The organism is Ruegeria sp. HKCCD6604 (genome assembly GCF_013110635.1).
Lineage (GTDB): Bacteria > Pseudomonadota > Alphaproteobacteria > Rhodobacterales > Rhodobacteraceae > Ruegeria.
Genome location: NZ_WVQW01000004.1, coordinates 17716 through 41766 on the forward strand (window position 1 = coordinate 17716; position 24051 = coordinate 41766).

The window sequence follows — 24051 nt, forward strand, 5'->3', positions numbered from 1 at the left end:
TGAAGACGCCGGTTCTTTCATTTGGCGATAGGCCTACGTTATTTTCCGTAATAATCTCGGTACCACGCAACGAACTGGGTGATGCCGTCTTTCAGGTCTGTCCGGGGACGATAGTTCGTCAGTCTTTGTAGCAGCCGATTGTCCGCCCAGGTGGCATGAACATCACCCATCTGCATCGGCATGAAGTTCTTGATCGCCTTCTGCCCCACGGCCTGTTCGATGGCTTCGATGAAATCCATCAGGCGCACTTTTTCTCCGTTGCCGATATTCACGATGCGGTAGGGCGCGACGGGGGACAGGCTGTCTCCGTCCTCGATACCCTCACGGCTGGCTGGCCGCACCGGAGGCACATCGATCAGCAATCTGATGCCGCGTACAAGGTCTTGGACATGGGTGAAATCCCGGTGCATGTCGCCGTGATTGTAAATGTCGATCGGGCGGCCATCCAGGATGGCGGCGACAAATTTGAAATACGCCAGATCCGGTCGTCCCCAAGTGCCGTAGACGGTAAAGAAGCGGAACATGGTCGTCGGCAAATCCCAAAGATGCGCATAGGAATGCCCCATCGCCTCATTCGCCTTCTTTGTCGCGGAATAGATGGTCAGTTGGGTGTCGGCTTTTTCCGTCTCGGTAAACGGCATGTCTTCGTTGGCACCGTAAATGGAAGAGGTCGATGCCATCAAAAGATGATCCACCTTATGTTGCCGTGCAATTTCCATCACGTTGAATGTTCCAACGACATTCGATTCAACATAGCTGCGTGGATGGTCCAAACTGTGTCTCACACCGGCTTGAGCCGCCAGATGAACGATGACTTCCGGCTGAAATTCTTCGGCGACCTGCAACAGCCGATCATAATTTTCCAACCGATCCTCGGTTGCCGTGAATCCGGGTGTCTGAAGCAGAATTTGATGGCGACGCTGTTTCAGGACCACATCATAGTAATCCGTCATCCCGTCGTATCCATGCACGCGGAACCCTTCCTCTAACAGCAGCTTCGCCAAATGGAACCCGATGAACCCCGCAGAGCCCGTAATCAAAACCCGTTTCATAGAACCCTCAAAACGCCCTGCACGATCATCGCCGAACAAAAGGTTCTGCCCCTGATGCCGGGTCAAACATTTTGAACTGCGCCGAAGGTCATATCGAACATCCAGACGTCATTGGTCAACTCTTTGCTGATTCAATCAGATGCTCATTGCTGCCAATGGGCGAGAAGGATAGGGATCAACATGTATGATTACGAACTGGATCAGACGGTGGTTCGACCGCAGGGCGGGGCGGACAATGAATGCAGTGTCTTGCGACATCGCTCCGGCCGAGAAAGTGACGGCCGTGGGCGATATTCACGGTCGTCTGGACTTGTTGCAGGCGTTGTTGCCCCGACTGGACGATCAGAGCTTGCTGGTCTTTGTCGGAGATTACATTGATCGGGGGCCATACAGCGCGCAGGTGCTGCGCCACCTGTTTCACCTGAGCGAAACGTCAGGAGGACGCGTTCAATGTCTTCTTGGAAACCACGAAGAGTTTCTGTTGCAATTCCTGGAGGCGCCGGAACGCAACGCCCGGCTTTGGTTTCAAAATGGGGGTGTACATACACTGGCGTCTTTCGGGTTGAAACCGCCCGGGGATATCGACAACAACCAGCAGATTCGAAAACTGGCGGATGATCTTCGCCTTAAGATGGGGGAAAACCTGATCAACTGGCTAGCCGGCCGGCCTTTGACCTGGACCACTGGCAACGTCACTTTCGTTCATGCGGCGCTGGACCCCCGACATCCGGCTGAGGCCCAGGATCGCCAGATTTGCCTCTGGGGACATCCCATGTTTCCCAGGCTGGCCCGCAGTGATGGTCAATGGGTGGTGCATGGCCACACCATCGTGGACCTCCCCCGGGTCAGGAACCGGGTGGTGTCGCTTGACACGGGCGCTTTCGCTTCGGGTCGGTTGACAGCCGCCGAGATCAACGCCGGAAGTGTTCGGTTCACCTCGACCGTGTGAACAGTGGGCCGTTAACCGACGATCATTTGCTTCATGCGAAGCGCTTCATATTCCAGCTCTTTAAGGCGGAAGTGGACAACGTCTCCGATCGTGATGACGCCGCACAAGTGACCGTCGCGCAGCACCGGCATATGGCGAAAACGGCCCTCGGTCATCGTTTTCAGAACTTCATTCAGCAGATCGTCCGGTGTGCAGGTCTTAACATCCCTGGTCATGAGATCTTCGACCGATTGCGGAAGGGTCTGGCCGGGTGTGTCTGCCATGCGCCGAACGATGTCGCGTTCTGACAAAATCCCCTGCAATGCCCCATTCTGATCCGTCACTAGAACTGCACCGATCCGCTTTTCCTTCAGCGTGTTGACCACAGAATGGATGGTGTCATTTGGCCGCACCGAAAACACCGCGTCCCCTTTACCTTCAAGCAGCTTGGCCACGGTTGTCTGCGAATGCGACAGGTTCGATTCCGCAGACTGGCTGTACGTCGTCTTGTCAGCCTTGTCGCCGCGCGAAGGCGACTGGTAAGAGGTTGGAGCCATGGGCAATCTCCTTGTGGTTCTTGCAAAGTCTTTCCCTTTCACCTTAGCGCAGCTAAACGACCTGTATAGGGTGCAATTGCGCCGATCGGCAAAAACGCGGGCCCGGAAAGGACGTTCAAGCCATTGAGTGAACTCTATCTTACGCCACCCATAGCGGCATTGATCTTCTTTGCCGTTGTTGTTTGTGGCCACAATTTCCGCATGGCGTGGAAGCAACAGCCGCCGGGTTGGCAAAAACGTGCGTGGTTGTTCGGCGTGCCGGCGGGAGTCGGCCTTTTGATGCTGGGTTTCCTGCCGCTGAAGATGTGATCGCAGTTTGACTCTGGCCGGGGCCACTGGCATATGCCGGGCACAGAATTTCCCGGAGATCGCCCGATGCGTCTTATGCCTTTACTGGCCGTTGCCACCCTTCTTTCCGGCTGTTTGTTCGACAAAGAACCCGAGGTGGTTCGTCTGTCGGGCGAAACGATGGGCACGACCTTCAACATAACCGCGATCGGCGAAGATCTTGATGAGGCCGCATTGGCCGCGGCCGTCGAAGAGACGCTGGCCGAGGTGAACGCCAAAATGTCCAACTGGGATCCAGAATCCGAGGTGTCCGTCTTTTCGGCGTCAACCAGCACAGCCCCCGTTCCGGTCTCGGACGAACTCGCATTGGTCCTTTCGGCAGCCAATGACGTGCACGAAAAAACCGGTGGGACTTTTGATGTAACTCTGGGCCCGCTGATCGAACTTTGGGGCTTTGGCCCACGCAAGCCCGAGGATCCGGTGCCATCGGATACCGAAATCGAGGCCGCGTTGAGCGGCGTCGGGCAGGCCCGTTTGCTGACGCTCGACACCGAAGCCGGCACGCTGTCGAAGGCTGATCCAAAGGTGGGCATCAACCTGTCGGCGATTGCAAAGGGCTATGGCATCGATACGGTTGCCGGTGCTTTGCAGGATGCCGGTATCGACGATTACCTTGTCGAGATCGGCGGTGATCTTGTTGCCAAAGGCAAGAATGAGCAGGGCGAAGCCTGGCGCATTGGCATCGAAAAGCCTGAAACGGGCGCTCAGAGCATTCAACTGATCGTTTCTCTGGATGATCGCGGCATGGCCAGCTCGGGCGATTACAAGAATTTCTTCGAACAGGACGGTGTGCGTTATTCGCATATCATCGATCCGACCACGGGACGCCCGATCACACATCGCACGGCCTCTGTCACGGTTCTGGCGGAAAACGCAATGTTGGCGGATGCCTGGGCAACGGCCATGCTGGCTTTGGGTCACGAGAAGGGAATGGACATTGCGGAAAAGCATAAACTTGCCGTGTACTTCATCTCGCGGGATGTGACAGGCGGCGAAGATGCCTATATTACTTCGCACAGCACCGAGTTCAAAAACGCTTTGGGAACCAACTGACAGTCAGGAACCGAGATGAGCACTTTTATTCTGGCCTTTATTCTTTTGGCGCTTGTCATGGTCGGTATGTCATTGGGTGTCATGCTGATGGGCAAGACCATCAAAGGCAGCTGCGGTGGCCTGAATGCGATCTCGGGCGCCGATAAATGCGTTGTGTGTCAAAAGGATGTCGACCCGGACAGCCCGCTGCGCGATCAGTTGCAGTGCAAACGGGCCAGGAAGATGCTGGAACAGATGGAACATCAGGCCTGAAGCAAGTTTTGCTTCGCTCTGCGGACGGAAGTGGCTAACTAGGTCCCCATGACTTTCGGGGAGGCACCGCGTTGGCCAAGGCAAAGAATATCCTGTTCATCATGTTCGACCAGCTGCGCTGGGATTATCTGAGCTGTTACGGGCACCCACATCTGCATACTCCGAATATCGATCGTCTGGCCGCGCGCGGTGTCCGCTTTGACCGGGCCTATATCCAGTCACCGATTTGCGGCAGTTCCCGTATGTCGACCTATACCGGGCGCTATGTGCATTCCCATGGGGCCTCATGGAACAACATTCCCCTCAAAGTGGGTGAGATCACGTTGGGCGACCTCCTGCGCAAGGCGGGAATGGATTGCTGGCTGGTCGGCAAGACACATATGGCCGCCGATGCCGAGGGGATGGCCCGTCTTGGGCTGGAGCCCGACAGCACCATCGGGGCCCGCGTCGCGGAATGCGGGTTTGACGTGTTCGAACGCGATGACGGGTTGCGTGCAGAGGGTCCGGACGGGTTCTATGACCCGGACGGGGCAAAGAAATACAACCATTACCTTGCAGATAAGGGGTACGAGAGCGACAATCCGTGGCATGATTTTGCCAATTCCGGTCTGGATGCCGATGGCAACGTGCTGTCAGGGTGGTTCCTGAAGAATTCATCCGAACCTGCAAATATCGCGGAAGAGGACAGTGAAACACCATATCTGACCACCCGTGGAATCGAGTTCATGGACAGCCATGACGGACCGTGGTGCTGTCACCTCAGCTTCATCAAGCCTCACTGGCCTTACATCGTGCCGGAACCTTACGCTTCGATGTACGGGCCCGAACATGTCGTGCCCGTGGTCCGCTCGGAAGCTGAGCGAAAGAATGCCCATCCCGTCCTGAAGGCCTTCATGGACACCAAGGTCGGGCAGGCTTTTTCGCGCGAGGATGTCCGCGAGGCGGTGATCCCGGCTTACATGGGGCTGATCAAACAAGCGGATGACCAGATGGGTCGTCTGTTCGACTGGATGGAGAAAACCGGGCGGATGGACGACACGATGATCGTGCTGACCTCGGATCACGGTGATTTTCTGGGCGACCACTGGATGGGTGAGAAGACTTTCTTCCACGATGCCTCCACCAAAATGCCGCTGATCATTTATGACCCGTCACCCGAAGCGGACGTCACGCGCGGCACCACCTGCGACGCGCTGGTCGAGTCGATCGATCTGGCGCCGACGTTTCTGGAATTGGCAGGCGGCGAAAAAGCCGGGCATATTCTCGAGGGGCATTCTCTGCTGCCGATCCTGCATGGTCAGTCCGACAAAACGCCCCGACAGGTCGCGATTTGCGAGTATGACTATTCCGCCTCTCCCATTGCGCAGCGGTTGAACGTATCCGTTCGCGATGCGGTGATGTTCATGGTCGCGAATGAAAAGTGGAAGCTCATCCATTGCGAGGGCGGGTACAGGCCGATCCTGTTCGATCTGGAAAACGACCCCGACGAACTGGTGGATCTGGGTGACAGCGCGGATCATTCGGATGTCATCGCGCAAATGTACGACCACCTGTTTGCCTGGGCGCGGCGCCCGTCACAGCGCACCACCCGGTCCGAACAGCAATTGGTCGATATGCGGACCCGAAGCGGGGGTACGGGCATCATGATCGGTATCTATGATGAAAACGACACGCCGCTGGAACTGACGGTCAAGTATCGCAACCGCAAGGCAAAGCCATACACGCGTTACCTCAAAGGCTAGTCTCGTCCGGGTTTCCACCGATCATACCATGATGGCTCTGCGTTGAAAAAAAATGCAGGGGACCGTTGTCTTCCAGCGATGGCCCGAAGCTGGCAGGCCGTTTGATTAATTCTGCGTAATTTGCCGCAAAGATGGTTCACCCCTTGCCGGCCAGACGCTAGAAGAAGACCCAAGAGCAGTAATCGGAGATTTTCAATGCCAACCCCCAAACCCGTTGTTCTGTGCATTCTTGATGGGTGGGGCGTGTCAGACGACACACAGGCGAATGCGCCCCATCTGGCGAATACGCCGACCTTTGACGCGATCATGGCCAAATGCCCGCATGCCACACTGACAACGCATGGCCCGGACGTAGGTCTGCCCAGCGGGCAGATGGGAAACTCCGAAGTCGGTCATACAAACATAGGCGCGGGCCGTGTTGTAGCCATGGATCTGGGTCAGATCGACCTGGCTATCGAAAACGGTTCATTCTTTGGCAATGAGGCGTTGCAGGCTTTCATTTCCAAGGTCAAATCCTCAGGGGGGACGGCTCACCTCATGGGGTTGGTCTCGGACGGTGGTGTCCACGGGCACCTGAACCACATCATCGCGGCAACCAAGGCCATTACGGATGCCGGTGTTCCGGTCGCCCTTCATGCCGTCACGGACGGGCGCGACGTGGCCCCCAAATCTGCGCTGACCTATCTTTCCAAGTTGGAAGAACGGCTACCCGAGGGGGCTCGTGTTGTCACGGTAAGCGGTCGCTATTTCGCCATGGATCGCGACAATCGCTGGGAACGGATCGCAGAAGCCTATGACGCGATGATCAACGGCAAGGGCAGGGTCGCCAGCACCCCACATGGCGCCGTGGACCATGCCTACAACCAATTTGAGTCTGACGAATTCATCACGCCAACCGTGTTGCAAGGTTACAAGGGCGTCACCGACGGCGATGGCTTTTTCTGCCTTAACTTCCGTGCAGATCGTGCTCGCGAAATCCTGCGCGCGATTGGTGAACCGGGCTTTGCCGAGTTCGAAACCGGGCCGCGGCCGAAACTGTCGGCGCTGCTGGGTATGGTAGAGTATTCGGACGGTCACAACGCATATATGACCACGGTTTTTCCGAAACGGGCGATTGTGAACACGCTCGGGGAATGGGTCGCCAAGCAGGGGTTGCGTCAGTTCCGGCTGGCTGAAACCGAAAAATACCCCCATGTCACTTTTTTCCTGAATGGGGGCAAGGAAACCCCTGAACAGGGTGAAGATCGCTTTATGCCCAAGTCACCCAAGGTTGCGACCTATGACTTGCAACCCGAGATGTCCTCGGCCGAGGTCACGGCCAAATTTGTCGAGGCGATTGAACAAGGCTACGACCTGATCGTAACCAATTACGCCAACCCTGATATGGTCGGACATACCGGCGATCTTCAAGCTGCGATCAAGGCATGCGAGGCCGTTGATGCAGGGTTGGCTCAGGTCGTTGCCGCCTTGGAAAAAGCAGGTGGTGCAATGATCCTCACCGCCGATCACGGTAACTGCGAAGTGATGGTTGATCCGGAGACCGGCGGTCCGCATACGGCGCACACGCTGAACCCGGTGCCCATAGCTTTGGTCGGAGGGCCAGAGGGCGCGCAGGTGCGTCAGGGGCGGTTATCTGATCTGGCGCCGACGCTGCTTGACTTGATGAACCTGCCCAAACCGGCGGAAATGACCGGAGAAAGCCTGCTGTCATGAGGCTGGCCGCCCTAGCGATTGTGCTGCTTTCAGCTTGTCAGGCCTTTGCCCAGACCGACTCTTCTCGGGCAGCACTGGATGCGGCAAGGATGCTGGAACAGGCGTCGATCTCTCTGAGCGAAGCAGAAGGCGCAAGGGATCGGGTGCGGGCGCTGACCGAAACGATACAAGCCTATGAGGCCGGGCTGAGCGCGATGCGGACCGGTCTGCGCAAGGCTGCAACACGCGAAGCGCAACTGAGCGCGCAACTGAGCGCGCGTGAGAAGGACGTCAGGCAGTTGCTTGGCGTATTGCAGACCATCGAAACGACCGCACCGCCAGTGCTGATGCTGCACCCTTCGGGCCCATTGGGCGCGGCGCGGGCCGGAATGATGCTGTCTGAGGTCACGCCTGGGCTCAATGCAAAAGCGCAAGCGCTGGCGCAGGACCTGCAAGAGGTTCAGACCTTGCGTCTGCTGCAACAAAGCGCCTCGGAAACTTTGACCGAAGGGCTGCGCGGTGTGCAGGATGCCCGCACAAAGTTGAGCGAAGCGATTGCCGACCGCACTGATTTGCCGCGTCGGTTTGTCGAAGACCCGGTGCGCACGGCCATTCTGATTTCTTCGACCGAGACTCTGGATGGCTTTGCAAGCGGTCTGTCAGAGATTTCAGAAGGCGAGATCATTGAAACCGATGCAAGCATCGTGGATCAGAAAGGACAGATTCCCTTGCCGGTGCAGGGCGTCATGCTGCACAAGGCCGGTGAACCGGACGCCGCAGGCGTCGCTCGCGCAGGTCTGGTCATCGGCACCCGTTCCCGTGCGCTTGTAACATCCCCGACCGCGGCCACGATCCGTTATCGCGGACCATTGCTGGATCTGGGAAACCTGGTCATTCTGGAGCCGCAACCGGGCCTGTTGTTCGTGTTTTCGGGCTTGCAAGAGGTCTATGGTCAACCCGGGCAGGTGATCCCCAAAGGCACTCCGGTTGGCCTGATGCCGGGTGAAACGCCGGAAATCGGCGCAATATTGTCAACAAGCGGTGATGGCACTGGAACTGATCGCCCAGAAACGCTCTATATAGAGGTAAGAGAAGATAACAGCCCGGTGGACCCGGAAACGTGGTTTCGGACCGACAAGGATGGATAAACGAGTATGAAGAAATTTGTGATGGCCGGTTTGGCCGGAACGTTGGCAGGCATTCTTGCAACAACGCAGATCGCAGGCCCCCTGTTGGCGCAAGAGGCTGTGAACAAGGCCAGCGTCTATGAACAGCTTGACCTGTTCGGTGACATTTTCGAACGCATCCGTGCGCAATATGTCGAAGAGGTCGAGCCTGAAGAACTTATCGAGGCGGCTATCGATGGCATGCTGACCTCTCTTGATCCGCATTCCAGTTATCTTTCACCCGATGATGCCGAACAGATGCGCGTTCAGACTCGGGGCGAGTTCGGTGGACTGGGTATTGAGGTCACGCAGGAAGACGGTTTTGTCAAAGTCGTGTCTCCCATCGACGACACACCCGCTGACGAGGCCGGGATCGAAGCCGGAGATTTCATCACACATGTGGATGGCGAAAGCATTCTGGGCCTGACGCTGGACAAGGCGGTGGATCTGATGCGGGGTCCGGTCGGCTCCGAGATCGTTATTACCGTCGTGCGCGAAGGTGAACCTGATCCCTTCGATGTCACCATTATCCGTGACACGATTAAGCTGACCGCCGTTCGCGCCCGCACCGAAGGCACAAGTGTCGTCCTGCGGGTAACGACCTTTAATGATCAGACATTCCCCAACCTACAGGAAGGGTTGAAGGAACAGATCGAAGAAGCTGGTGGCATCGACAAGGTCAATGGTGTCGTACTGGACCTGCGCAACAACCCGGGCGGTCTGTTAACACAGGCCATCAAAGTTTCGGATGCGTTCCTGAACGAAGGGGAAATCGTCTCGACCCGTGGACGGGACCCGGAAGAGGGTGAGCGTTTCAATGCCACCCCCGGCGATCTGGCGGAAGGCAAACCCATTGTCGTGTTGATCAATGGTGGTTCGGCCTCGGCATCTGAAATCGTCGCGGGCGCGCTTCAGGATCATCGCCGGGCCATCGTAGTCGGCACCAAAAGCTTCGGCAAAGGGTCGGTTCAGACGGTGATGCCGCTTCGGGGTGATGGTGCGATGCGCCTGACCACGTCCCGGTATTACACCCCATCAGGGCGGTCGATTCAGGCTCTGGGTGTCAGCCCTGATATTATCGTGGAACAACCCCGTCCGGCGCCAGAACCGGAAGAGGAAGAAACCAACGCCCGTTCGCGCTCCGAGGCCGATCTGCGCGGTAGCCTCAACAATGACAGTCTGAGCGAAGATGAGATCCGCCAGATCGAAGAAGATCGCGCCAAGGCCGAGGCAACCGCAGAGCTGAGGGAAGAGGATTACCAGCTGGCCTATGCCATCGATATCCTGAAGGGGCTGTCGGCCTTCAACCCCAACGGGCCGTCACAGTAAAATGGTTAGGGCTGCGGATGTCGCAGCCCTTGGCTCCCGGCTTTAGCTTTCGATCCGGTGCAGTTTCTTTTCGTCGAGAAGCAGCGCCAGAACGAGACCGACCGAGACGGACAAGGCCGAAAAGACGAAAGCCATACTCATCCCGCTGTCAAAGGCCGCCGACAATGCCCGTTGAACCGTCTCTGCTTCGCTGGATGACAACCGGCTGATTACCGCATGGGCGGACGGCGTTTCAAGTGTTCCGCCGTTGATCGTGCGAAGCTCTGCTTCGGTCAACTTGATGCCCGAAGCGGCCACATACTGGCGAAGCTCAGACAGGCTGACGACGTACATAATGGCCGTGGCACAGGCGACAGAGATTGCGCCGTAAACCAGGTGGGTCATGAAGCTCAGGCCGCCAACCAGCCCAGCCCGTTCCGGCTTTACGGCACACATTGCGGCGGTGCCGGACGGCCCAACCGTCAAAGTTGCGCCCAGTCCGATCATCGCCATTCCGGGCAGGATGCGAAAGTACCCCAGATCACTGGGCAGCACGACAATGGTCGCAGCTCCGATCGTTGCGATCAGATATCCCCAGAACAGCAGCCGCTTGGGGCCGAAATCATTGTAAAGCGTGCCCGAAACAATTGATCCCACGGCAAGCAACACGGTCAGCGGCGCCAAGCCCAGTGCCGATTCAAACGTCGACCAGCCCAGCACCTTTTGCATGTATTGAGGAAAATACAGCAGCCCCACAAATGCCGCGGACACGTTGAACATGTTCAGGCCAAGGGTGATGCGAAACTCGCGGTTTTGCATCATCTGCGGCAAAAGCAGCGGCTCTGTCACGCGTTTTTCGACTTTGGGGAACAGAATGAAAAGCGCAGCGCTGGTGAAAAACAGCATCAACAACGGAACGGACGTCCACCCCCAGTCCGCACCCACATCCAAACCGTAAAGCAGCAGCAAAACGGCAAAGGACAACACACCCATTCCGGCGAGGTCGAGGTGTTCATCCGGTTTGTGCTGTGTTTCGCGCTCCATCAGGATCAGCGCGGTGGCCATCGAAATGCAGGAAAAGACCACATTGGCGAGGAAAAAGTAGCGCCACTCTCCCAAGTTCACGGCCAACCCGCTGATCATCGGACCAAACACGTTTCCGGTGGTCACACCCGCCAGAATCAGCCCCATCACCAAGGCTCGATGCTCTGGTTTTGACACTTTGGTTGCCCCGAAGGCCAGCGTGCAGGGCCACACACAACCCGCGCCGATGCCTTGCAGCGCACGCGCAATGACAAGAAAATCAAGACTGGGCGAAACAAAGCACATGACCGAGGAAAACAGAAAGATCGACAGGCCAAAAAGCATCATTCTGCGGTGGCCGTACATGTCGCCAAGCCGCCCGCCTGCGACCATGGTCATGGCGAAAAACAAGGCATAAATGTTCAGAACCCATTGGGTGCTGGTGATATCGGCGTCAAAGCTGCTTTCGATCGCAGGCACCAGCATCAGGGCGCCGGTAAAATCAATACCGATGCCAAATCCGGTAACCATCAAAGCGATGACTTTGACTATGCTGCTGCGATCCATGATAAGGCGCGATCCGTTCTGAAAACGCCAATGATGCACGAATCTGGCAAGATTGACAGGAAAACCAGCCGGAACGGATTAGGGGTCGTCTCGGCAGATCCGGCGGAAAGCGCGTTTCAGCATATCCAGTTCAGCCCGCAGCAAATCAATTTCGGCCCTTAGATCATCTGCGGCGGGGTCACCGGCAATCACTGTGAAGCTTCCCAGTTTTTCGGTTGTGGCTGCATCTGCAACGACGAACGTGTGCACGCCTTCGGACAGGGCTGCAACAGGCACCTGTATGCGCAAGTCCCATCCGTCTTCTGCGGGCGACAGGTCAACATCGCTCAGGGTTTCGCCCTGATAGCTTACCTCGGGGTTAGGCGTACTGCTGGCTTGAATGTGGCCTTGCCAGATTCCGTTTTCGAACCGGATGAAGGTTAGCTTGGTCTGCGTCATGACTGATCTTCTCACAAATCGGCACGATGAAAACGGCAAAACGTAAGATCCCGCACCACCATGCGGTTCATCTCGGGCGTTTCAAAAATCAAATCCAGCCAGATTTTTTCGATCCTGCGCTCATTCAGGGGGAGATGCGCCAGATCAAAATCCACGGCCTTTGATACCTCGCTGGGATCAAGGCTTCGCAACACCTGTTCCATATTGGGCCCGTGCTGAATGTTGAGGCGCGCGAAAACGCCCGATGGCTTTTCACACTCGATCAGGGTTTCCAGCCTCACAAGATGCTCGCGCGTTAGATGAATTGCAGCATCCACAGGCAATTCAACCGAAACGGACAGGAAGGACCCCCCAAAGCTGAAAACCTCGATCACGAGACTGAACGGAGCCAGATCTCTGTCCCCTCTGTTCCGGACTTGCCGAACGGCAATTTCAGAAAGCGGGCAGTCGTGGAACACGCTGACCTGACTGTCCAGAACGGTCTTTCGCGGGGCCGAAGCCACACCCGGTTGCGTCAGGGGCGCACGCCATAGGTCGGGGCGGCAGCTCCAGTCTGTTCCGACGGGTTTGGGAAACTGCGTTGACCCAATCGTTGGCCGGATCAGGCGACTGTCCGCCTGCTGAATCAGATGATCAAGATGCCTGCGCAAACCGCGGGCCTGATCCCGTTGCAAGCGCAAATCTGCCTGGCTGGCATACGGCACCTGATGCGCGGCTCGACGCCAGCGCCCCAGAATCTTGCGATGAAAATAGCGATCCAGAATCCTGCCCATGGCCACGTCGTCCGATAATGCCCGGCCTTAGTCAAGGACAACAGCATGAACAAAGCCGCAATAACGGAATTGCTATCGAAGCCTTGTGTTTTCCTGTTGGGGTCCCTCCATAATTTGGTTAGGCGCAACATGCTGAAACTGAACCGGTCTATTCTTGCAATGTACCGGGTCAGTGCTTACCGTTTGGCTCCTGCAAAGTGGGTCATCCCAAGAACAGCCACACAACAGTTTAGCGCATGACAAGGCCAGGTTATGGAGTCCACTTTATTTGCCTTCATTTGGAAATATTCGAAGAAACAGCAACTTGTTCTTCTTCTGCTGACGGTCCTGTCGTTCCCGTTTCTTTACGCCTCGCTGGAACTGCCCAAACAAATCATCAACGACGCAATCGGCGCGCCGGGTGACACGGTAACCATCTGGAACTTCACCGTGACGCAGGTTCAGTATCTGATGATACTGTGCGTTGCATTTCTGGCGACGGTGATCGCGAGCGGTGTCATGAAGATGCGCATCAATACGATGAAGGGCGTCCTAGCCGAGCGCATGCTGCGGCGCCTGCGCTATACGTTGATCCAACGGTCGATGCGGTTTCCGAAATCCTATTTTGCGACCACCAGCCAGGGTGAGCTGGTATCGATGATCACGTCCGAGGCCGAACCGATGGGTGGCCTGATGGGGGATGCCATCGCGCAGCCGGTTTTCCAGTTCGGCCAGATGATGACGATCGTCACCTTCCTGTTCATGCAAAGCGTTTGGTTCGGACTTGCCAGTATCGCGCTGATCCCGCTTCAGGCCTGGCTGATCCCCAAGCTTCAGCGGCAAATCAACCTTCTGAACAAGGACCGCATTCAGGAAGTTCGACGTCTGAGCTCAGAGATCGGCGAAACTGCGGCGGGTATCAGCGATCTGCGTACCAACGGAGGGTGGCGCTATCGCCTTGCGCAATTCAGCCATCGGCTGGGGAAACTGTTCGAGATCCGTTTTAAGATCTACAACAAAAAATTCTTCATGAAGTTCCTCAACAACCTGATAACTCAGATGACACCCTTCCTGTTTTATTCAGTGGGTGGATATCTGGCGATCACTGGCGAGGTGACCGTCGGTGCGCTGGTTGCCGCGTTGGGCGCCTACAAGGATCTGAGCGGCCCATGGAAGGATCTGCTGACCTATTACAATCAGGTACAGGACATGTCTTTGCGGTGGGAAATCGTCACCGAGAGATTTGCGCCGGACAACATGATACAGGAAGAACTATTCGAGGGTGAGCCTGAAACCATCCCGCGTCTGACTGGCGACATAGAGCTGCAAAATGTGACAGTTCGCGATAGCGATGGTAAAACCGTTCTCGAAGATCTCGATCTGACCATTCCGCGCGGCGCGCGCGTCGCAATTCAGTCTGGACAGGCGTCGGAACGCAGCGCGTTGGGTCAGCTTTTGACTCGAGAGGTGTTGCCGGCTCAGGGTGAGGTGATCATAGCCGGGCATAATCTGCGGGGTCTGCATCAGGCCGTCATCGCGGCCAGGATCGGCTATGCCTATTCGCGCCCTTACCTGTTTGACGGGACATTGGGCGACAACCTCATGATGCCTTTGCGCACGCATCCACGACATCAAGCAGATACGCTCAAGGCCCCGACGCGGTGGCAGATCGAAGCTGTTCGTGCAGGCAATTCACCGGATTCTCTGGACGATGAATGGATTGACCCGGGCCTCGCCGGTCTTGACGATATCGACGACATACGTGACTGGTGGTTCCAGCTGGTGGAAGCGATGGGTATCGACGAGTTCATGTTCCGCCGCACTTTGCGTACGCAGTTCGACCCGGAAATTCACCCGGTTCTGGCACAGGAAGTTGTCAATTTACGAGGGACCATCGCCAAGCGCCTGGCACAAAAGGGGCTTGATCGATATGTGTACCGGTTCGACCCTGATCGCTTTAACCCGGCAGTTCCGCTGGGCGGAAACCTGTTGTTCGCGGCGCCATCCAAGGACATTTCTCCGGATATATTGGCGGGTGACGAACGGTTCGTTCAGATGCTCAGGGCCCATGATCTGGTTGACGACGTGATCAGCATCTCTCAGGCCGTCATGGACACGCTCAGCAAGACCTTCGGGCGGGACGGGGCGGATCACTTGCTTTTCCTGAGGCTTGGCATGTCCAAGGATATGTATCACAAATTGCTGGATATCGAAGAACGGCGCAAAGCCAAGGGTGATATGGCCGTGAGCGACCAGGAGCGCGCATTGCTATTGACGGTACCGTTCCTGTTGACGGCCGAGCAGATCGGCCCAAACTTCCCGGAAGAATATAAGGAAAAGATACTTGCCATCCGAAAAAGCCAGGCCAAGCGGCTGCGGGATGCGATGGGTGGCATGTTCATGTCAGTTGCGCCGGACATCTATGTGCCACGTCTGACGGTTATGGAAAATGCGATCTACGGTCGGGTGTCGTTGATGGCCGGTGCACACGCGGACGAAATAGAAGACGTTGTGGCCGAAGCCATGAACGAAGCCGGCCTGCGACGCCGTGCAGCTGCCATCATCTACGATCTGCCAGCAGGCCTGGGCGGGAACAATCTGCCGACCGTCTTTCAGGAGCGTGCCGCATTCTCACGCGCAGGTATCAAACGGCCTGACGTCCTGATTCTGGACAGGGCCCTGGCAAGTCACGATTCCGAAAGCCGGTTGCGCACCCGCCTGAAACTGCGGGAATTGTTGCCGGATTCCATTATGATATTTATGGAAGATCACTTTGCACATCCCGAAGCGTATGATCTGTTTGTGGAAATCAAGGATGGCCGTATCGATGGTGTGTCACGATCCAAATCCCCGCAAGAAGACAGCACGTCGGACGATCTGAGCCGCAAGCTCGAGATCATTTCGGCGACCGAGTTGTTTTCCGGCGTGGATGGCCGCAACCAGCGGCTGCTGGCTTTCTCAGCGCAATGGTACGAAGCAGCAGCGGGGCAAGTCATCTTCTCGCGTGGTCAGGCGCCCGACGCGGCGTATCTGTGCGTCTCAGGGCAGGCCAGGCTGGACTGGCCCACGGATGATGGAAAAAAACGCCCGATCTCGATCATCGAGCCCGGGCGACTGATCGGTGATCTCTCGATCATAACAGGAGAGCCCAGACAACTGGATCTGGTCGCCACCGAAGATTGCAGGTTCCTGCGTATCGGCGCCGAGGAACTGCGTGCCGTGGTCGAAAGCGACGCTTCGGTTGCTACGCAATTGCTACAGACTGTTGCGGGATATCTGACTACGTTGTCCACAAGAATCAATGCGGCGCAGAACCCCGAGGAGCTGCTCCCGACGATTACGGATCAGGCGATTCAGGAAAGCACGGATAATAATGCCTAAAGCATATTCCGCTCATGACCATCTGGTCGAAACCGCGCGCGGCAAACCGGAAATCTGGCGCCTGTTGCTGGGGCTCTTGCTGGTTGCCGTGCTGGTCAGCGTTCTGAACATGGTGTTTTTTACCGTGGTTGCCGGGATGGGTCCGGAAAGCTGGGCGCAGACGCTTCTGATGGGCGGTTCACCCCTCGCGCTGCTGTTGCTGTTGGCCAGTTTCGGTTTCATCATTCTGGGCGTGGCCGTCGCCGCGCGGCAGGTTCAGCACAGGTCTTTGGTGTCCATCGTGGGCGGGTACCGGTTGGCTGCGGGCCAATTCCTTAAAGTGTTGAAAGCACTTCTTATTTTGGGCATTGTCGGGTTCCTGCTGCCGCCTTATGGCTTTGGCGGATCTCTGTCGCAGAACCTGCCATTGTCAACCTGGCTTCTTCTTTTGCCGGTTTCGGCCTTGGTTGTTCTGGTGCAGACCAGCGCCGAAGAGCTGTTGTTCAGAGGCTATATTCAGCAAACCCTGGCAGCCAGATTTCGATCGCCTGTCATCTGGATGGGGGTGCCATCCATCCTGTTTGCAATTGGACATTACACACCGGACATGGCCGGCGACAACGCGTTGCTGATTGCGCTGTGGGCTTGCGTTTTCGGTCTGCTGACATCGGACCTGACGGCACGGGCCGGAACATTGGGGCCAGCTATCGCCTTGCATTTTTTCAACAACATCATAGCGTTGCTGTTCATCTCGTTGCCCGACAACCTGAACGGGCTGGCGCTGTTCACCCTTCCGTTTGATGCATCCGACGCCGAACAGCTTCGTCCCTGGCTTCTGGTGGACCTTGCCGTGATGTTCGTTTGCTGGCTGACCGCGCGACTTGCGCTCAGGCGTTGATTGCAATTCCTTCCGTGGCGTCCTATTTGACGTCAACACCGCACAAGCCAAGGTTCCGACATGAACTGGATCACAAACTACGTCCGCCCCCGGATCAACTCGATCTTCTCACGCCGCGAAGTGCCTGAAAACCTCTGGCACAAATGCGACGAATGCGGAACGATGCTGTTCCATCGCGAGCTGGCGGAAAACCAGAATGTCTGCACACAGTGCGACCACCACATGGCGATCACACCGCGAGAGCGGTTCAAGCACTTGTTTGACGGCGGCATCTTTACCGAACTTGAAGTACCCGCGCCAAAAGACGACCCGTTGCAATTCCGCGATCAGAAGAAATACCCCGACCGCATGAAAGCAGCGCAGAAGAAGACCGGCGAAAAGGAAGCCATGCTGGTTGCCTTGGGTGAAATTGGCCGCACCCCCATTGTGGCCGCCGCGCAGGACTTTTCGTTCATGGGCGGATCGATGGGCATGTATGTCGGCAACGCGATCATCGCCGCCGCGCAGGAGGCGGTAAAACTCAAACGGCCGCTGATCCTGTTCTCGGCGGCCGGTGGCGCCCGTATGCAGGAAGGTATCCTCAGCCTGATGCAGATGCCGCGCACCACTGTGGCAGTCGAGATGCTGAAAGAAGCCAACCTGCCATATATCGTGGTACTGACTCATCCGACAACCGGTGGCGTTACTGCGTCTTATGCGATGCTGGGCGATGTCCATATCTCGGAACCCAATGCGCTGATCTGCTTTGCCGGGCCTCGCGTGATTGAGCAGACGATCCGCGAAAAACTGCCCGAAGGCTTTCAACGCGCCGAATACCTGCTGGATCACGGGATGCTGGACCGTGTCACCAGACGTACCGAAATGCGCGATGAACTGATTACCATCACGCGGATGCTGATGAATCTGCCGCCGGCGATCAAGGGCGATCTGCCGGCACCGGAACCGACCGACGCAATCGAGGCCCCCGCCGAAGAGACAGATCAGAAATGACGGCCAAGACGTCCGACGCCATCCTCGACCGGATGATGGCGCTGCACCCAAAGATCATTGATCTGACCTTGGACCGTGTCTGGCGTCTGCTGGCGGCACTGGACAATCCGCAGCTGAAATTGCCGCCGGTCATCCATATTGCCGGAACCAACGGCAAGGGCTCGACTCAGGCGATGATCAGAGCGGGGCTGGAAGGGGCAGGGCGCTCGGTACATGCCTATACCTCGCCGCATCTGGCCCGTTTTCATGAACGTATTCGATTGGCCGGAGAGCTGATCTCGGAGCCAGAACTGACGGCGGTTCTGGATGAATGCTACGCTGCGAATGGCGGCGAAAACATCACTTATTTCGAGATCACCACATGCGCCGCCCTGTTGGCCTTTGCCCGCGCCAAGGCAGATTTCACATTGCTCGAGGTCGGGCTGGGCGGGCGTCTGGACGCCACAAACGTGATTGAAAACCCGGCCGTCACGGTTATCACTCCCGTATCCATCGACCACGAACAGTTCCTGGGTGATACTTTGGGCAAGATCGCGGCGGAAAAAGCGGGCATCATCAAGCCCGGCGTTCCGTGCATTGTCGGCCCGCAACAGGACGAAGCGCTTGAGGTCATCGAATACACGGCCGCCCGAATGGGTGCGCCTTTGTTGGTTCATGGTCAGCACTGGCACGTGCAGGAAGAAAACGGGCGTCTGATCTATCAGGACGAAACCGGTTTGCGGGATGTGCCTCTGCCCAACCTTCTGGGCGCGCATCAGATTCAGAATGCGGGCGCAGCGTTGGCAGTTCTGCGCCATCTGAACATGGGCGACGACGCATACGAAGCTGCCGTGACCAAGGCCGAATGGCCGGCGCGAATGCAGCGTCTGAAATCCGGCCCGCTCGTCGATCAGGCCCCGCAGGCCGAGATTTGGCTGGATGGTGGTCACAACGCCGCCGCCGGAATCGCGTTGGCGGATGTGCTGACGAACCTGCCGCAAAAACCCACGCACATGATCTGCGGCATGCTCAACACCAAGGATGTGACAGGATATCTTGCACCTCTTGCAGAGAAGGCGACAAGTCTGACAGCCGTATCCATTCCGGGTGAGACCGCAACGCTCAGCGCGGAAGAAACCGCCGCGGCTGCGGCCAGGGTCAACCTTCCCGCATCCACCGCTGACAGCGTATCGGACGCATTGAAAGTGATTGCGGACAATGACCCGCAGGCGCGTGTTCTGATCTGCGGCTCGCTCTATCTGGCTGGAAAAATTCTGCAAGAAAACGCGTAGGCGCGTTCCGGCCTCATGATCTGGCTGACACACTGTCTTGGCGCGGGCGATACGGGCGGATCAGCGCCCCTGTCGCCCCCAATCCTGATCCTGCATTTCCCGCAGGCGTGATGCCGTGCGTTCAAATTCGAAGGTTCCTTCGCCTTCGACATACAGCATCTCGGGTTCGGCGGCAGCCGAGCAGATCAAACGCACCCTGGCTTCGTAAAGCGCATCAATCAGGGTGACAAAACGTTTGGCCTCGTTGAAATTGTTGCGTGACAGGCGTGGGATGTCCTCAAGCACCAGCAGCTTTACCTCTTCGGCGATCGCAAGATAATCACCCGGCCCAAGCATGCGGCCACACAGATCATAGAATGAAGCCCGCGCCACCCCGTTGCGAAAGGCGGGCAATTCAACGGCCCGGCCTTTGACGTGCAACACAAGCGGATCAGCGGGTCCACCGGTAAGATCTGTCCAGACTTCTCTGATCTTCTGCCGGGCTTCTGGGCCAATCGGAGTGAAATAGACCGGGGCACCCTCCAACCGGTTCTGCCGATAGTCCGTGGGCGACACCAATTCCCACACCTGCAACTGCTCTTTGATATGGGCGATGAAGGGCAGGAACAGCTGCCGGTTCAGCCCACCCTTGTACAGATCGTCGGGATGCCTGTTCGACGTGGTAACCACGACCACGCCGCCCTCGTGCAACAAGTCAAACAGCCGCCCGACAATCATTGCGTCCGTAATGTCGGTGATCTGCATTTCGTCAAACGCGAGCAAGCGAACTGAATTGACCACCTCCTGCGCCACCGGTGCCAGGGCATCCTCGACATTCTGTTGCCGGGCCTTGTGCATTCCAGCGTGAATCTCCTGCATGAAAGCGTGAAAATGCACGCGCCGTGCTGGGATATTGCCCAGCGTATCGACGAACATGTCCATCAGCATGGATTTCCCACGCCCGACACCGCCCCACAGGTACAGTCCTTTAGGTGGCGGAGGCGCCTTGCGAAAGAGCCCTCGTTTTACCGGCTTGGACAGCGCCGTCCGGATGCGTTCGAATTGGGGCAGAACGGCCTCTTGCGCGTCGTCGCGTGTCAGCGTTCCGTCCGCAATGCGGGCCTCGTAAAGCGAAATAAGATCCGTCATGAATCCGAGCCTTACCCGTCGTCTCGGCCGTTGAAAAGAAGCCATTTTTGGCGACACATCAATTTTGTTTATCCGTGACCGCAAATCTGCTGAATTGACGGTGACACCAAAAGTAATACGGTCCTTCGGACGTAACGCCTGAGGTCCCATGCCCCGATCCGCCCGCTTGTTGAATCCGATTCTGATTGTCGGATGTATCATCATCACGGTCAGCTTCGCCGTTCGTGCGTCGTTCGGCGTATTCCAGATTCCGATAGCCGATGAGTTCGGCTGGCTGCGGACCGATTTCTCGATGGCGATTGCAATTCAAAACCTGGCCTGGGGCATCGGGCAGCCGATCTTTGCCGCGATTGCCGAAAAGGTGGGCGACCGCCGAGCCATCATCCTCGGCGCTCTCACTTACGCGGCTGGCATGGTGCTGACGGCATGGTCCGTTACGCCGTTCGAGCATCAGACATACGCGTGGCTGGTGGGTTTCGGCATCGCCGGGACCGGGTTTGGTGTGGTTCTGGCGGTTGTCGGACGCGCGTCCACCGATGAAAACCGGTCCATGTCGCTGGCCATCGTTACCGCTGCGGGCAGCTTTGGGCAGGTTCTGGGGGCGCCGACCGCTGAATGGCTGCTGACTTTCCTGCCTTGGCAGCAGGTTTTTGTCGTGTTCGCCGCGGCAATTCTTGCCCTTGTGCTGACCTTGCCCTTCATGCGCGCACCCCAGCCCGTTTCGAAGGCAGAGATGCAAGAAAGCATGAGCGAGATTCTGGGCAAGGCGTTCCGCGACCCTTCCTATGCGCTGATATTTCTGGGTTTTTTCAGCTGCGGATACCAGCTGGGCTTCATCACCGCGCATTTCCCGGCTTTCGTGACCGAGATGTGTGGACCAATCCAGCCCGGAGGCGTACTACATTCCATCGGGATCATTTCCACATCCGCACTTGGTGCGGTGTCGATTTCATTGATCGGTCTGGCCAATATCGGCGGCACGCTGCTGGCGGGTTGGGCCGGCAACCACTTTCCGAAAAAGTACCTTCTGGCCGCAGTTTATACGGGCCGGACGATTGCCGCGGCTTTGTTCATCGTGCTCCCGATCACACCCCTTACGGTCATCGTGTTCTCGCTGGTGATGGGATCGCTTTGGCTGGCCACCGTGCCGCTGACCTCGGGGCTCGTCGCGCATCTATACGGTCTGCGCTATATGGGAACGCTCTATGGCTTTATCTTCCTGAGCCACCAGATCGGCAGCTTCCTAGGCGTCTGGCTTGGCGGGCGCATGTATGACCAGTATGGAGACTACAACATGGTTTGGTGGATCGGGGTCGCGATCGGTGCCTTCAGCGCCATAGTCCACCTGCCGATCCGAGAGAACCGAACGGCAGTTCCTGCCTGAGGCACATCGATACGCCACAGGCAGGGAACCAATCGGGCAAAGGCGTTACCGAAGTTCGGCCTCGGTATTGCCGCCATCCACCGTCACGACATGACCGGTGGTGCGTTCCATCAGCGCCAGCGCAACAAAGGCGTTCGCGACATGCTTTGCCTCGACTTCGCGGCCCAGCAGGTTGCCTGACATATAGGTCTCCTCGGAAACGCCACGTGCGGCAGCGCGTTCCTGAATGAACCCATCCGTCAGCAGGCCAGACCGAATTCGGTCTGCATTCACCCCATTCACACGGATCCCATATTCGGCCAATTCAAGCGTCAACTGGCGCAATAGGAACAGGGTGGCGGCTTTTGGCGTGCCGTAAGCCCCCATGTTCCGCCCCGGGTTGATCGCCTGTTTGGAGATATTGAACAGGATCTGACCGCCGCGGCCCTGAGCTTGCATCACTCGGGCAGCCTGTGTCGCAAATGCCTTGTGCGCGAAGAAATTCAGTTCAAAAGCCGCACGGAATTCGTCGTCGCCAAGATCCAGCAAAGCGCCCGAAGTCGCCGACCCGGCATTCGATACCATTACATCGATCCCACCAAACCGGTGTATCGCCGCCGCAATCGCGGCATCTGCGGCGCCTCTCTCGGTTACGTCGCAGGCATATGTCGAATGCCATGTGCCAAGTGTCGATTTGGCTTCGGCCAACGCCCGTTCATCCTGGTCCACCAGAACGACATTTGCACCGGCGTCAGCAAAGGCCTTGGCGGTGGCCAGACCTATCGCCCCTGCACCGCCGGTCACCATCACAATCCTGCCCTGAAGCGGAGGTGGTGAGCTTTTGCCCAGCTTCGCCTGTTCCAATGACCAGTATTCACAATCAAAGCGATCTTTTTCATTGATGGGAAAAAAACCGCCCGCGTCTTCGCCCACTGTTCGAACCCGCAGGTTTTGTTCCGCAAGATCTGCCGCTGCCGAGGCAGCCTTTGCGTTCGGGCCCATTCCCAGGATCCCCACGCCCTCGATCCAGGCATGCTTGGGGTCTTGGGGCAGCAGTTTCTTGGGTTCGTCGGCCTGCGGCGCCTGCCGTTCAAAATACGCCCGATAGTCTTTGGCAAACTCTTCGACCTTTGCCTTGATCCGAGACCGCCCCCCAGACAAATCCGACGCGCGCAATACAAGTGGGCAGCCTTTTGTCCGTAATACGTGATCCGGCGACGCCATGCCCCGCTGGGCCAACGAATCAATATCCGGACGATCAAAAAACTGCATGACATCCGGCCCGTTGCGGAGGTCAAAAACCGGCATCGGGTCATCCCGTTGGGCCGCCACTTCGGCGATGACCCCGCGCAGGATCGGCAACGCCTCAAGATTTTCAGCCGGATCGCGACGGCCAATTGTCGTCAGGTCCTTCATTCCGAAATAGGTAGCAACCTCGTTGGTATGCGCCACGATCCGGTCATAGCTTTCCTGCGCCGTCGCACCGAACGTGAAATGCCCGTGCTGAAGCAGCAGAAGCCCTTCGACATTCGGGTTTTCGTCAAATACCTCGGCCGCCTTTTTGGCCAACCCGAAGCCAGGCATGATATAGGGCACAATGCCCAGTCGGTCGCCAAAAATCTCGCGGCAGACGTCCTCGGCATTTGGCAGATTGGCGAGCACCAGAAAGGGTGTCGCATGCGTATGATCCACATATTTGTGCGGCAGAAATGCATGCAACAGAGTTTCCACAGAGGGGTTCGGAGAACCCGAATCCAACAGATTGGCGCGCTGAACATTGACCATCTGCGCATCTGACAGATGGTCCAATGCGCGCAGTTTCATCAAAGGATCAAGCCACACGCCCGGCAGGCCCGGTGCCTCGATGCTGTCCAGATCCCACCCAGATCCCTTGACATGCAGAACGCGCTGCGGATCGCCTAACAGATCAGGGCGTTCCAGTTTGACCGACGTGTTGCCTCCTCCGTGCATCAGGAGGTCCGGGTTCTGACCGATCAGCCGCGAGGTATAGACACGTTCGCCCAGTTCCTGATCTGCGGGGTCTGTTCCGGCCCGATCACGCCATTTCCGTGCCTCGTCGGCCCTGTACCAGTTTTCAATCATCATTCATTCTCAGCAAGTTAAGCGGGTGCATGATCCGCGTGGGCGAGTGCACAATTCAGG

The 24051-nt window shown here is 57.3% G+C and carries 20 protein-coding genes; 13 read left to right on the forward strand and 7 right to left on the reverse strand.

The annotated features are described in order from the left end of the window. Window positions 1–38 precede the first annotated feature (38 nt). Entirely contained in the window at window positions 39–1052 is a 1014-nt protein-coding gene (locus GS614_RS11855; protein ID WP_171726377.1) for an NAD-dependent epimerase/dehydratase family protein, read from the reverse strand. A gap of 235 nt (window positions 1053–1287) precedes the next feature. Between GS614_RS11855 and GS614_RS11860 the strand changes: the two genes are divergently transcribed. Further along, window positions 1288–2001: a metallophosphoesterase family protein gene (locus GS614_RS11860; protein WP_253285355.1), complete on the forward strand. Its 714-nt coding sequence runs from the start codon at window positions 1288–1290 to the stop codon at window positions 1999–2001. Window positions 2002–2012: 11 nt separating this feature from the next. Here GS614_RS11860 and GS614_RS11865 read toward each other — a convergent pair whose 3' ends face one another. Then, window positions 2013–2537 carry a CBS domain-containing protein gene (locus tag GS614_RS11865; protein ID WP_171119143.1) on the reverse strand — a complete coding sequence of 175 codons (525 nt, stop codon included), beginning with the start codon at window positions 2535–2537 and terminating at the stop codon, window positions 2013–2015. Between the two features lie 123 nt (window positions 2538–2660). Here GS614_RS11865 and GS614_RS11870 point away from each other — a divergent pair, with 123 nt between their 5' ends. From GS614_RS11870 to GS614_RS11900, 7 genes are all read left to right on the forward strand, one after another. Continuing rightward, window positions 2661–2846 carry a hypothetical protein gene (locus tag GS614_RS11870; RefSeq protein ID WP_152460190.1) on the forward strand — a complete coding sequence of 62 codons (186 nt, stop codon included), beginning with the start codon at window positions 2661–2663 and terminating at the stop codon, window positions 2844–2846. 66 nt (window positions 2847–2912) lie between these two features. Next, window positions 2913–3938, forward strand: coding sequence for an FAD:protein FMN transferase (locus GS614_RS11875; RefSeq protein ID WP_253283539.1), 1026 nt, complete (start codon window positions 2913–2915; stop codon window positions 3936–3938). 15 nt (window positions 3939–3953) lie between these two features. Then, window positions 3954–4190 carry a (Na+)-NQR maturation NqrM gene (gene nqrM / locus GS614_RS11880; protein WP_152460192.1) on the forward strand — a complete coding sequence of 79 codons (237 nt, stop codon included), beginning with the start codon at window positions 3954–3956 and terminating at the stop codon, window positions 4188–4190. 71 nt (window positions 4191–4261) lie between these two features. Then, on the forward strand, window positions 4262–5932 hold the full coding sequence (locus tag GS614_RS11885) for a sulfatase-like hydrolase/transferase (RefSeq protein WP_171726379.1): 1671 nt from the start codon (window positions 4262–4264) through the stop codon (window positions 5930–5932). 195 nt (window positions 5933–6127) lie between these two features. Then, window positions 6128–7645, forward strand: coding sequence for a 2,3-bisphosphoglycerate-independent phosphoglycerate mutase (gene gpmI / locus GS614_RS11890; RefSeq protein ID WP_171726380.1), 1518 nt, complete (start codon window positions 6128–6130; stop codon window positions 7643–7645). Further along, complete coding sequence (locus GS614_RS11895; protein ID WP_171726381.1) at window positions 7642–8772, forward strand: murein hydrolase activator EnvC; 1131 nt, start codon at window positions 7642–7644, stop codon at window positions 8770–8772. The genes gpmI and GS614_RS11895 overlap by 4 nt, the downstream gene beginning before the upstream one ends. A gap of 6 nt (window positions 8773–8778) precedes the next feature. Continuing rightward, window positions 8779–10119 (forward strand): S41 family peptidase, encoded by a 1341-nt coding sequence (locus tag GS614_RS11900; RefSeq protein ID WP_171726382.1) that lies wholly within the window; start codon window positions 8779–8781, stop codon window positions 10117–10119. Window positions 10120–10161: 42 nt separating this feature from the next. On the opposite strand, the gene GS614_RS11905 is transcribed toward GS614_RS11900, so the two are convergent. The 3 genes from GS614_RS11905 to GS614_RS11915 all read right to left on the reverse strand — a co-directional run bounded on the left by GS614_RS11905 (window position 10162) and on the right by GS614_RS11915 (window position 12899). Further along, window positions 10162–11688 (reverse strand): MFS transporter, encoded by a 1527-nt coding sequence (locus GS614_RS11905; RefSeq protein ID WP_171726383.1) that lies wholly within the window; start codon window positions 11686–11688, stop codon window positions 10162–10164. A 78-nt stretch (window positions 11689–11766) separates the two neighbouring features. Continuing rightward, a complete protein-coding gene (locus tag GS614_RS11910) occupies window positions 11767–12126 on the reverse strand; it encodes a hypothetical protein (RefSeq protein WP_171726384.1) in 360 nt (119 codons plus the stop codon). 11 nt (window positions 12127–12137) lie between these two features. Further along, the gene (locus GS614_RS11915; RefSeq protein WP_171726385.1) at window positions 12138–12899 is read right to left on the reverse strand and encodes a DUF6478 family protein; all 762 of its coding nucleotides are present in this window, start codon (window positions 12897–12899) and stop codon (window positions 12138–12140) included. Window positions 12900–13151: 252 nt separating this feature from the next. On the opposite strand from GS614_RS11915, the gene GS614_RS11920 reads away from it, so the two are divergent. The 4 genes from GS614_RS11920 to GS614_RS11935 are packed head-to-tail and all read left to right on the forward strand — an operon-like array spanning window position 13152 to window position 19397. Further along, window positions 13152–16259, forward strand: a complete 3108-nt coding sequence (locus GS614_RS11920) for an ABC transporter transmembrane domain-containing protein (RefSeq protein ID WP_171726386.1) — start codon at window positions 13152–13154, stop codon at window positions 16257–16259. Next, window positions 16252–17136 (forward strand): CPBP family intramembrane glutamic endopeptidase, encoded by an 885-nt coding sequence (locus GS614_RS11925; protein WP_171726387.1) that lies wholly within the window; start codon window positions 16252–16254, stop codon window positions 17134–17136. Before GS614_RS11920 ends, GS614_RS11925 begins: the two co-directional genes overlap by 8 nt. A gap of 60 nt (window positions 17137–17196) precedes the next feature. Then, window positions 17197–18126: an acetyl-CoA carboxylase, carboxyltransferase subunit beta gene (gene accD, locus GS614_RS11930; RefSeq protein WP_171205075.1), complete on the forward strand. Its 930-nt coding sequence runs from the start codon at window positions 17197–17199 to the stop codon at window positions 18124–18126. After that, entirely contained in the window at window positions 18123–19397 is a 1275-nt protein-coding gene (locus GS614_RS11935) for a folylpolyglutamate synthase/dihydrofolate synthase family protein (RefSeq protein ID WP_171726388.1), read from the forward strand. The genes accD and GS614_RS11935 overlap by 4 nt, the downstream gene beginning before the upstream one ends. A 60-nt stretch (window positions 19398–19457) precedes the next feature. Here GS614_RS11935 and zapE read toward each other — a convergent pair whose 3' ends face one another. Then, window positions 19458–20525 carry a cell division protein ZapE gene (gene zapE, locus GS614_RS11940; protein ID WP_171726389.1) on the reverse strand — a complete coding sequence of 356 codons (1068 nt, stop codon included), beginning with the start codon at window positions 20523–20525 and terminating at the stop codon, window positions 19458–19460. Window positions 20526–20673: 148 nt separating this feature from the next. Here zapE and GS614_RS11945 point away from each other — a divergent pair, with 148 nt between their 5' ends. Next, window positions 20674–21909 (forward strand): MFS transporter, encoded by a 1236-nt coding sequence (locus GS614_RS11945; RefSeq protein ID WP_171726390.1) that lies wholly within the window; start codon window positions 20674–20676, stop codon window positions 21907–21909. Between the two features lie 45 nt (window positions 21910–21954). Here GS614_RS11945 and GS614_RS11950 read toward each other — a convergent pair whose 3' ends face one another. Next, on the reverse strand, window positions 21955–23994 hold the full coding sequence (locus GS614_RS11950; protein WP_216601168.1) for a bifunctional aldolase/short-chain dehydrogenase: 2040 nt from the start codon (window positions 23992–23994) through the stop codon (window positions 21955–21957). Between the last annotated feature and the right edge of the window lie 57 nt (window positions 23995–24051).